Origin of the sequence: Actinokineospora sp., from assembly GCF_050699995.1 — a bacterium.
Taxonomy (GTDB): domain Bacteria; phylum Actinomycetota; class Actinomycetes; order Mycobacteriales; family Pseudonocardiaceae; genus Actinokineospora.
Map to the genome: position 1 here is coordinate 17,662 of NZ_JBOHGC010000125.1, position 9,438 is coordinate 27,099.

At 68.7% G+C, this 9,438-nt stretch carries 12 protein-coding genes and 3 pseudogenes; 2 read left to right on the forward strand and 13 right to left on the reverse strand.

Translation table 11 applies throughout. The features are described 5' to 3' along the window. Window positions 1–51: 51 nt before the first annotated feature. A complete protein-coding gene (locus ACRDSQ_RS07055) occupies window positions 52–498 on the reverse strand; it encodes a hypothetical protein (protein ID WP_091372190.1) in 447 nt (148 codons plus the stop codon). Next, a complete protein-coding gene (locus ACRDSQ_RS07060) occupies window positions 495–1,340 on the reverse strand; it encodes an isoprenyl transferase (protein ID WP_431419779.1) in 846 nt (281 codons plus the stop codon). The genes ACRDSQ_RS07055 and ACRDSQ_RS07060 overlap by 4 nt, the downstream gene beginning before the upstream one ends. 171 nt (window positions 1,341–1,511) lie before the next feature. Between ACRDSQ_RS07060 and ACRDSQ_RS07065 the strand changes: the two genes are divergently transcribed. After that, entirely contained in the window at window positions 1,512–2,402 is an 891-nt protein-coding gene (locus tag ACRDSQ_RS07065; RefSeq protein ID WP_431419781.1) for a helix-turn-helix domain-containing protein, read from the forward strand. Then, window positions 2,305–2,544, forward strand: coding sequence for a DUF397 domain-containing protein (locus ACRDSQ_RS07070; RefSeq protein ID WP_431419782.1), 240 nt, complete (start codon window positions 2,305–2,307; stop codon window positions 2,542–2,544). The genes ACRDSQ_RS07065 and ACRDSQ_RS07070 overlap by 98 nt, the downstream gene beginning before the upstream one ends. Here the strand turns inward: ACRDSQ_RS07070 and recO are convergent. From recO to ACRDSQ_RS07125, 11 genes and pseudogenes are all read right to left on the reverse strand, one after another. Then, the gene (gene recO / locus ACRDSQ_RS07075) at window positions 2,479–3,252 is read right to left on the reverse strand and encodes a DNA repair protein RecO (RefSeq protein WP_431419783.1); all 774 of its coding nucleotides are present in this window, start codon (window positions 3,250–3,252) and stop codon (window positions 2,479–2,481) included. The genes ACRDSQ_RS07070 and recO overlap by 66 nt on opposite strands. Before the next feature lie 10 nt (window positions 3,253–3,262). Further along, window positions 3,263–3,628 (reverse strand): DUF2752 domain-containing protein, encoded by a 366-nt coding sequence (locus tag ACRDSQ_RS07080; protein ID WP_431419784.1) that lies wholly within the window; start codon window positions 3,626–3,628, stop codon window positions 3,263–3,265. A gap of 3 nt (window positions 3,629–3,631) precedes the next feature. After that, window positions 3,632–4,195 (reverse strand): RDD family protein, encoded by a 564-nt coding sequence (locus tag ACRDSQ_RS07085; protein WP_431419786.1) that lies wholly within the window; start codon window positions 4,193–4,195, stop codon window positions 3,632–3,634. After that, window positions 4,161–5,069, reverse strand: coding sequence for a GTPase Era (era, locus tag ACRDSQ_RS07090; protein ID WP_431419787.1), 909 nt, complete (start codon window positions 5,067–5,069; stop codon window positions 4,161–4,163). Before era ends, ACRDSQ_RS07085 begins: the two co-directional genes overlap by 35 nt. A 4-nt stretch (window positions 5,070–5,073) precedes the next feature. Continuing rightward, on the reverse strand, window positions 5,074–5,418 hold the full coding sequence (locus tag ACRDSQ_RS07095) for a (2Fe-2S) ferredoxin domain-containing protein (RefSeq protein WP_431419790.1): 345 nt from the start codon (window positions 5,416–5,418) through the stop codon (window positions 5,074–5,076). Beyond that, entirely contained in the window at window positions 5,415–5,741 is a 327-nt protein-coding gene (locus ACRDSQ_RS07100) for a cytidine deaminase (protein WP_431419791.1), read from the reverse strand. Before ACRDSQ_RS07100 ends, ACRDSQ_RS07095 begins: the two co-directional genes overlap by 4 nt. Beyond that, entirely contained in the window at window positions 5,734–7,044 is a 1,311-nt protein-coding gene (locus ACRDSQ_RS07105; RefSeq protein WP_431419793.1) for a hemolysin family protein, read from the reverse strand. Before ACRDSQ_RS07105 ends, ACRDSQ_RS07100 begins: the two co-directional genes overlap by 8 nt. A gap of 5 nt (window positions 7,045–7,049) precedes the next feature. Then, window positions 7,050–7,601 carry an rRNA maturation RNase YbeY gene (ybeY, locus tag ACRDSQ_RS07110; protein ID WP_431419794.1) on the reverse strand — a complete coding sequence of 184 codons (552 nt, stop codon included), beginning with the start codon at window positions 7,599–7,601 and terminating at the stop codon, window positions 7,050–7,052. A 22-nt stretch (window positions 7,602–7,623) separates the two neighbouring features. After that, window positions 7,624–7,971: pseudogene (locus ACRDSQ_RS07115) on the reverse strand (PhoH family protein); the annotation flags it as partial. Window positions 7,972–8,232: 261 nt separating this feature from the next. Beyond that, a pseudogene (locus ACRDSQ_RS07120) lies at window positions 8,233–9,063 on the reverse strand (PhoH family protein); the annotation flags it as partial. After that, a pseudogene (locus ACRDSQ_RS07125) lies at window positions 9,052–9,438 on the reverse strand (PhoH family protein); the annotation flags it as partial. The pseudogenes ACRDSQ_RS07120 and ACRDSQ_RS07125, both read right to left, overlap by 12 nt.

Sequence of the window (9,438 nt, forward strand, 5' to 3'; positions counted from 1 at the left end):
TGGCTCCGGCGATGCAGGGGGGTCACGCGGCGAATGATGCCATCATGCGCATCACGTTGGGGAGTCCCCCGTAGCACTTTGTTCACTGGCTGTTCCCAGCAGCTCGGTGCGCAACTGTGAAGCAGTGGAAACGACCAGCATGAGCAGGGTGCCGAGCGCGCTGACCCCCAGGCCGTCGGCCGGGAAGGCGTAACGGAGGGTCACATCCATTCCCCGGTCCGTATGGACCACGCCGAGTGTGCCGAACAGCCCCTGCCCCGCCCGTTCGGCCGCGGAGATGGCCAGCGCGGGCTCGTCGGGCAGGTCCCAGGCGACCACGCAGGTCAGGCTGAGGACTGTGAGGCCCTCGGCGAGTTGCATCGCCTGCACGGCCGAGGGCACGTCGCCGTGGCGGAAGGTCAGCGCGCCGTCGTCGTCGACGTTGACGTCGTGGTAGCTCTCCAGGGCCTCACGGGCCTTGGTGAGCAGGTCAGCGGTGGTGACGGCCTCGCTGGTCATGCGCCTCCTCCTGGGTTGAGCTGGGCGGCCACCTCGGCCGAGTCGGCCGCGGCGCCGAAGCGGCGGTCGCGGCGCGCGTAGGTCTCGATCGCCTGCCAGAGGTGGAGGCGGTCGAAGTCGGGCCACAGGACGTCCTGGAACACCATCTCCGCGTACGCCGACTGCCACAGCAGGAAGTTCGACGTCCGCTCCTCCCCCGACGGCCGGATGAACAGGTCCACGTCGGGCATCTCGGGCTGGTACAGGTACTTCCCGATGGTGCGCTCGTCGACCTTCTCGGGGTTGATCTTCCCGGCGGCGGCGAGCCGGGCGATCTCGCGGGCCGCGTCACCGAGTTCGGCGCGGCCGCCGTAGTTGATGCACATGGCGAGGTTGAGGACGTCGTTGTCCTTGGTGCGCTCCTGCGCGGACTCCAGCGTGTTGATGACGCTGCGCCACAGCCGCGGCCTGCGCCCCGCCCAGCGGACGCGGACACCCATCTCGTCGAGTTCGTCGGTGCGCCGGCCGATGACGTCGCGGGAGAAGCCCATGAGGAAGCGAACCTCCTCGGGGCTGCGCCGCCAGTTCTCCGTGGAGAAGGCGTAGAGCGAGAGCCACCTGACGCCCATCTCGATGCAACCGCGCGCCGCCTCCACGACCTGCGCCTCGCCGCGCTTGTGCCCCTCGATGCGGGTGAGGCCGCGCTGGTTGGCCCAACGGCCGTTGCCGTCCATGACGATCGCGACGTGCTTGGGCACGAACTCGGCCGGGATCGCGGGTGGGCGGGCGCCGGAGGGGTGCGGATCCGGGGGCGCCACCGGGCGTCCCGATTCGCGCCTGCTGTCCCGCCGCCGTCGCAGCACCGCAACTCCCTCACTCGCCCGGATTGACCGCAATGACAGTACTTAGTCGGCCCGTGCGGGTGTTCGTTGCGTCCGTGGCAGCCGTGACATGGCGGCGGAAAGGTGATCCTTCCGTGTGGAATCGGCGCTCGGGAGGGGCTGGTGCGGAGAACGGGCGGATAGCGTCGGTCCATGGGGATCGAGACGACCGCGCGCAGCCGCGAACTCGGCGCGGCGCTGAAGAGGCACCGGGACAGCGCGGGTCTGAGGTGCGAGCAGGTCGGCGCGATGATGGGGTTGTCGGCGAACTCGGTGTCGCGGATGGAGCGCGGGCACCGGGTGCCATCGGAGATCGAGGCCACGATCTTCCTGGCCGTCTGCGGGGTGGGCAGACAGGAAATCGACGAACTGCTCGCGGTGTGCAAGGTGGGCGATTCGGAGGAATGCTGGCTTCGCCCGCACTCGGCACGTACCCCAGATGTTCTCAAAACACTCGTGTTCACCGAGGCGACGGCGATCGCCATCCAGAACTTCCAGCCGGTGCTGATACCCGGGCTGCTGCAAAGCGAGGACTATGCCGCAGCGGTCATGCGAGGGGTGGTGAACGTCGAGCCCGATGTGGTCGCGGATCGAGTGGCGGCGCGAATGAGCAGGCAGCGGCTTCTCTATCGGCAAGAGCCGCCCCAGTGCCACTTCTTCATCAACGAGGTCGCGTTGCGTTGCCCGGTTGGCGGTCCACGAGTCATGCACGAGCAGATGCTGAAGTTGCTGTTCGCATCGGATCAGCCACACATCACGGTTCGAGTGGTGCCTCTGAGCGCAGGCGCTCATGCCGGTATGCGTGGGCCATTCATGATGATGCGGTTCGCCGAGAATCGTCCGGTGGTTCATGTGGAAACCGAGGCGGCGAGCCTGTTCCATGAGAGCTCCGCCGACATCGAGCTGTATCAGGTCATTGTGTCGGAACTGTCGCGGTGCTCGCTGGATGAGGAAGAATCCCGATCGATGTTCGCCGCGTTGGCGAACGAACACGATCGGGCGCTTGGGGAGATCCGTGGCGGAATGGCGAGCCAGCTCGTTTAGCGACACAGGCAACTGCGTGGAGATCGCGTTCGAGGAGAGTGTGGGGGTGCGGGACTCGAAGGATCGGTCCGGGTCGCTACTGGACTTCCCGATCTCCGGCTGGGAGGCGTTCCTCGACTCGGCGGCGTTCGACCAGGGGTAGCGAGCGCAGTTGGCGTTCGAGGTGCCATTGCAGCAAAGCCGCCACCAGGCCACTCGCCTCACGCCGCGATGATTCCGTCGAACGTTCGGCGATGTCCCAGACGCCCGAGGCCAACGCATCCATAAGGGACAGCACCTCGAACGGTGGACTGGCCGAGCCCGGGGGCTTGCACTTGGGGCACACCGACCCGCCGGCGTGCACGCTGAACGCCCGGTGCGGGCCGGGGTCGCCGCAGCGGGCGCACTCGGTGATCGCCGGGGACCATCCGGCGAAAGCCATGGCGCGCAACAGGAACGCGTCCAGGACCAGTGAGGCGTCGCGTTGGCCGTCGGCCAGGGCGCGCAGTGCCCCGGCGACGAGCAGATACAGCCGGAAGACGGGTTCGCCCTCCTCGGCCGACATCCGGTCCGCGGTCTCCAGGACGACACACGCCGCGGTGTAGCGCTGGTAGTCGTTGACGATGCCCGCGCCGAACGCGTCGAGGGTCTGGACCTGGGTGATCACGTCGAGGGTCCGTCCGGTGTAGAACTGGACGTCGACGTGGGCGAACGGCTCGACTCGGGCGCCGAGCCTGGAGGTCGTGCGGCGCACGCCCTTGGCCACGGCGCGGACCTTGCCGTGCTTCTGCGTGATGAGCGTGATGATCCGGTCGGCTTCACCGAGTTTCTGCACGCGCAGCACCACGCCGGTGTCGCGATACAGGCTCACGGGGACATTCTCACACGTACAGCCGACTGAACGGTTCGAACGGCAGGTTCCGCGCCACGAACCACGCCGCGAGCACGCCCATCAGCACCGGCGGACCCCACCGCGGCCAGGTCACCGACTTGCCGCGGGCCCACTGGACCGCCGCCCAGACGAACAGCGGCAAGATCAGCAACGTGACCGCGTTGTAGTGGACCGCGTCGAGGACCCTGCCGTGGAGCAGGCTGTACACCATCCGCAGACCACCGCAGCCCGGACAGCACAGGCCGACCCACTTCGACGGGCACACCAGCCCACCGGGCGTCGTCGGGTCGGTGGCGAGCACGTAGGCGCACCCCGCGGCCACGCCCGCGCCGAGTGCCGCCCACCGGACGAACACCGGTCAGATCCGCGGGTGCAGCATGACCACGGTGCCAGCCACCCGGTCCGCCAAGCCGCGTCTGCACCGTTCGTCGAACAGCGGACTCACCACCGCCAGCAACCCGGCCGCGAAGGCACCCGCGCTTGCCAGGGAATCGGGAAGAAGGAGCCCAAGCAGCCCGTAGGCCACGATCGCGGCGGCGCCCGGCAGCGTCCAGTGGCCCACGGCGCGCAAGCCCGCCGACAGCCGACCTGGATCGGCGCCGGTCTCGGCGTCGACGACGCTGAGCCGCAGGAGCGACTTGCCCGGGGTGGATCCCCGGGTCGCCACGAGCGCGGTGTCGTAGACGATCCCGACAGCGGCGATCAGGAGGACGGCGAGCACCCCGTCGCCCGGCCGGATGAGGGTCGCCGCGATGGCCGCGGGAGCGGCCACGGCGACGGTGTCGATCAGGCGGGCACCGAACCGGCCCCCGACCGTCGCGAGCGCGACCTCGCCCAGCTCGCCGATCTCGACCCGTTCCAGGTCCGCGCGGTGTGCTGAGGCCAACTCAGAACCCCAGGCGGCGGAGCTGCTTGGGGTCACGCTGCCAGTCCTTGGCGACCTTGACGTGCAAGTCGAGGTACACCCGTGTGCCGAGGAGCGCCTCGATGTGCTTGCGCGCGGTCGAGCCGACCGCCTTGAGCCGCTCGCCCCGGTGTCCCAGGATGATGCCCTTCTGGCTGGGCCGTTCCACGTAGAGCAGCGCGTGGATGTCGAGCATGTCGTCGCGGCCTTCGCGCGGGTTCATCTCGTCGATCGTCACCGCGATGGAGTGCGGCAGCTCGTCGCGCACGCCCTCAAGCGCCGCTTCACGAATCAGCTCGGCGACAAGGGTCGCCTCCGGCTCGTCGGTCAGCTCGCCGCCCGGGTAGAGCTGCGGGCCCTCCGGCAGCCGCGCGACCAGGAGGTCGGTCAGCGTCTGCACCTGGAAGCCGTCGACCGCCGAGACCGGGATCAGCTCGGCGAACTCCATGACGTCCTGCAGCGCGATCAGCTGCTCGACGACCTGGTCCGGGGAGACGAGGTCGGTCTTGGTGATCACACCGATGATCGGGGTCCGCTTGGCCACCTTGGCCAGCTCCGCGGCGATGAACTTGTCGCCGGGGCCGACCTTCTGGTCGGCGGGCACACAGAACCCGACGACGTCCACTTCGGACCACGTCTCGCGGACGATGTCGTTGAGCCGCTGGCCGAGCAGCGTGCGCGGCCGGTGCAGGCCCGGGGTGTCGACGAGGACGAGCTGGGCGTCGTCACGGTGGACGATGCCGCGGATGGCGTGCCGGGTCGTCTGCGGCTTGCTGGAGGTGATCGCGACCTTGCTGCCGACGAGGGCGTTGGTGAGCGTGGACTTGCCCGCGTTGGGTCTGCCGACGAAACAGGCGAAACCGGATCGATGCCCTTCGGTGCTGCTGGTCACCGAGTCATTGTGCCTTTCGCTGTCCGGGCGGTGTGATTCGGTGCAGCTCAAGGGTGTCCGAGAGCGGCGCCACCCCAGGTCCGCCCGCTTTCAGCCACGCCTCGATGTCGTCGACGGCCGCGTCGCTGAGCACGAAGCCCAACCACACCGGCTTGCCGCCCTTCGCCTGCACGACGACCACATTGGACGTCTCGCAGGTGTCGAGGCACTCGGCGACCCGGACCGTGGCGCCGACCTCGGCGGCGACAGCGCGCAGCCGGGCCAGCTGGTAGCCGTGGTCGACCGTGGGGTGTTTCTTGACCGTCCCGCAGCAGCAGTCGCGGCAGACCGTGATCCGCAGCTTGCTCACCGCGCGATGGCGCCGGACGGGTCCGCGCGGTAGACGGGAGCGTCGGCGTTGAGGTCGCGCACGGCGGCCAGCGAGTCGGGGTCGATGTCACCCGATTCGGTGACGACGGCGGCGGCTTCGAGGCCTTCGGCGCCGCTGGACACGGCGGCGGCCACGGCGGCCTGCAGCGCGGTCAGCTTGAGCGACGGCAGCGCCACCGTGGCGGCGGCGTAGGTCCGGCCGTCGGTGTCACGGACGGCGGCGCCCTCGGCGGCACCGGTCCGGGCCCTGCTCGACCGCGCCAGGGTCACGATCTTGGCGTCCTCAGGGTCCAGCTCAGCCACGCTCGGGGCTCCTCTCCTGTTCCTCTTCGACGTCGGACTCCGCGCGCCGCACGACCACCGAGGTGATCCGCATCCGGCCGCGCGCGTCCTTCCCGCCCTCGGCCCGGAACCGTAGCCCGGCGATCTCCGCCTCCGCACCGGGCAGTGGCACACGTCCCAGTCGCTGGGCGAGCAGACCGCCGACGGTCTCCACGTCCTGGCCGTCGAGTTCCAGGCCGAACAGGTCACCGAGATCCTCGACCGCGAGCCGGGAGCTGACCCGGCACGCGCCGTCGTCGAGGTGTTCGACCGGCGGACGCTCGTCGGTGTCGGACTCGTCGGTGATCTCGCCGACGATCTCCTCCAGGATGTCCTCGATCGTCAGCAGACCGGCGGTGCCGCCGTATTCGTCGACCGCGATGGCCAAGTGGTTCTTGGACTTCTGCATCTCGCGAAGCAGGTCGTCGACAGGCTTGGTGTCGGGCACGAACGCCGCCACGCTCATCACGTCGGCGGTCCGCTGCAGTTCGGCTGCCGACTCCATGGACGCGCGGACCAGGTCTTTGAGGTTGACCACACCGACGATGTCGTCGACGGTCTCACCGATCACCGGCAGCCGCGTGTAGCCGGTGCGCAAGGACAGGGCGAGGGCTTGGCGGACCGACTTGGTCTGCTCGATCCACACCATCTCGGTGCGGGGCACCATGACCTCGCGCGCGATCGTGCCGCGCAGCTCGAACACCGAGTGGATCATCTCGCGCTCGTCGGCGTCGACGACTCCGCGTTCCTCGGCCAGGTCGACCAGCTCGCGCAGTTCGACCTCGGAGGAGAACGGTCCCTCGCGGAACCCCTTACCGGGGGTGATCGCGTTACCGATGAGGATCAGCAGCCGGGACAACGGCCCGAGGACTGTGCCTAGAGCCCTTACCGGCCCGGCGGCGACAAGCCCGACGCCGTACGGGTGCTGACGGCCGATCGTGCGCGGTCCGACGCCGACGAGGACGTAGGACGCGACGATCATCCCGACCGCGGCGACGAACCCGGCGAACCAGCCCGGCGTGATCGAGCGCAGGCAGATCACCGCCACCAGGACGGTCGCGGCCAGTTCACAGCTCAGCCGGAGCAGGAGCAGCAGGTTGATGTGGCGCGGCCGGTCGTTGACCACGGCCAACAGCTGCCGCGCACCCCGCCGGCCCATGCGGAGAAGGCCTTCGACGCGCGCTTTGGACGCGGCCGACAGCGCCGCGTCGGCGGCGGCGAAACAGCCCGCCGCGAGGATCAGCAGGACCGCGATGACCAGGAGACCGGCCGAGTCGGCTGACACGGTGTTCAGAGTTCCCCGGTCTTGTCCGACTCGCTGAGTCCGACCGCGCCGAGCAGCTTGTCGTCCTCGACCCGCTGCGCCGCGCGGCGCTTGGCCTCGGCGGCGGCCGTGCGGAAGTCGGCCAGGATGCGCTTCTGCAGCGTGAACATCTCACGCTCCTCCGCGGGCTCCGCGTGGTCGTAGCCGAGCAGGTGGAGCACGCCGTGCACGGTCAGCAGGTGCAGCTCGTCGATCAGGCTGTGACCGGCCTTGCGCGCCTGGTCCTTGGCGAAGGCCGGGCACAGCACGATGTCGCCGAGCAGCGCCGGACCGGCCTCGGGCGCGTCGGGTCGCCGGGCGTTCTCCAACTCGTCCATGGGGAACGCCATGACGTCGGTCGGGCCGGGCAGATCCATCCAGCGTTCGTGCAGGTCGGACATCACGTCCAACTCCACGAGCAGCACCGACAGCTCCGCCAGCTTGCTGACGTTCATCCGGTCCAAGGCGAAGCGGGCCGCCGCGACGATGGACGCCTCGTCGACCGCCACCCCTGACTCATTGGCGATCTCGATACTCACGGGCTCATTGTCCCCAGTCGGCTCAGCGGCCCTGCCTGCGGCCACCCGCACGGACCGGGCCTCGGTGGGTTTCCTCGGCTTCGTCCTGCACGACCTGCCAGCGCTCGTAGGCGTCGACGATGTCGCCGACGAGCTTGTGCCGGACCACGTCGGAGCTGGTGAGCAGGGCGAAGTGCACGTCGTCTACGCCGTCGAGGATCTCCTTGACGACCTTGAGGCCGCTGCGCTGCCCGCCGGGGAGGTCGATCTGGGTGATGTCGCCGGTGACCACGATCTTGGAGCCGAAACCCAGCCGGGTCAGGAACATCTTCATCTGCTCGGGCGTGGTGTTCTGCGCCTCGTCGAGAATGATGAACGCGTCATTGAGGGTGTTGTGCGTCAGCAGGTAGTCCTCGGTGACGTAGAGCGAGTCGGCTGCCGCCACTTGGATGCACACCGCCTCGGCGCGACCTGCGGGCTCAATGCTGTCGATGAAGCGCATCGGCCGTCCGCCGCCCCCGGCCGCGCGGTAGGTGTCGCGCTTACGGGTGAGTCGGAACGGTTCGACGCCCGCAGGGAGACGGATGTCGATGGTGTATGCGTCGTGTCGGTAAAGCACTTCGCGGCCGCCTGCCCGCCCGGGCTTGCGCCCCTCGGCCTTCCTCAGGCGCGAGTACGCGACCCCACCCAGCGACCGGACCAATTGGATCACGTCTCGATTAAGCAGCGGAGATGTCGTCGTGTACTGGATCCGGCACGTACGCCCAAGCTGGGTGACTGGCCCACCGTCGGTGTCCAGGAGCCCCTGGAGCAGGGACAGTCGGACCCCGGCACTGTTCTGGAGATACACATCTGGAATGAACTTCGTGTGTGAGCGCGTGCCGTTAAGAGACCACGAGCGCAGCACCGCGGTCACCGGATTTTCCAGTGTGATGACGTCGCCGGGGGCCCGCACACGGTTCAAGGTGTAGTTCACCCGGTCCTTCCACCGCACCGCGATACCGGGAAGAGCGGCGTCGAGAGCGAGGGCAAGTTCTGGGTCGTTGGTAGCGAAAGCGGGAGTGGTCGAGCCGGTCAGGCAGCCGTCGCCCAGCAGCAGGCCCAGAGCGTAGGGATCCATAGGGACGGTCTGCTCCGGCTGACACACCGGTGCGCCGAGAAGCGGTAGCTCGTATCGCCTCGCATGGGCCGCCCGGAGATTCCCGATCATCGCCTTGGTCTCCAAGACCCGCCAAGGCTTGTTCCGACGGCGGTCTGAAGCGGTCCTGACGGTCCAGAGATGCTCACCGCAGCACAGGGTCGATGCCCCGTCCTGAGCGGTAACGCGGTAGATGTCCTTTTCACCCTGCGGGTACACACCAAGAACCGGGGTTGGTTCACCGGTCGAGCCGATGACCAGGTCACCGACTTCCAACTCACCGATAGGCCGGAAGCCATCAGGGGTCAGCACGTTCGTGGTGACCGGTTGCGCTCGGCCCCGCATATATGCGAGGGGCGCGACCTCGATGGTGCCCGCCTGCATGAGCCGCGGGATCGACTCCGGCTCGATCATGTCGTGCAGAGCGTCGTAGAGCGGGCGCAGGTACGGGTCGATCTTGTCGAACAGCGTGCCGGGAAGGAAGCCGAGCCGCTCCCCCGCCTCGACCGCCGGGCGGGTCAGGATGATCCGGGTGACCTGCTTGGCCTGCAGCGCCTGCACGGCCTTGGCCATCGCCAGGTACGTCTTGCCGGTGCCCGCGGGGCCGATGCCGAACACGACGGTGTTGGCGTCGATGGAGTCGACGTAGCGCTTCTGGTTGAGCGTCTTCGGGCGGATGGTGCGACCGCGCCGGGACAGGATGTCGAGGCTCAGCACGTC

Excerpts from the sequence above, each read along its gene's own strand:
- ACRDSQ_RS07070 (WP_431419782.1), top strand. The coding sequence starts at position 2,305 with ATGAGGAAGAATCCCGATCGATGTTCGCCGCGTTGGCGAACGAACACG.
- ACRDSQ_RS07065 (WP_431419781.1), top strand. The coding sequence starts at position 1,512 with ATGGGGATCGAGACGACCGCGCGCAGCCGCGAACTCGGCGCGGCGCTG.
- ACRDSQ_RS07055 (WP_091372190.1), bottom strand. The coding sequence starts at position 498 with ATGACCAGCGAGGCCGTCACCACCGCTGACCTGCTCACCAAGGCCCGT.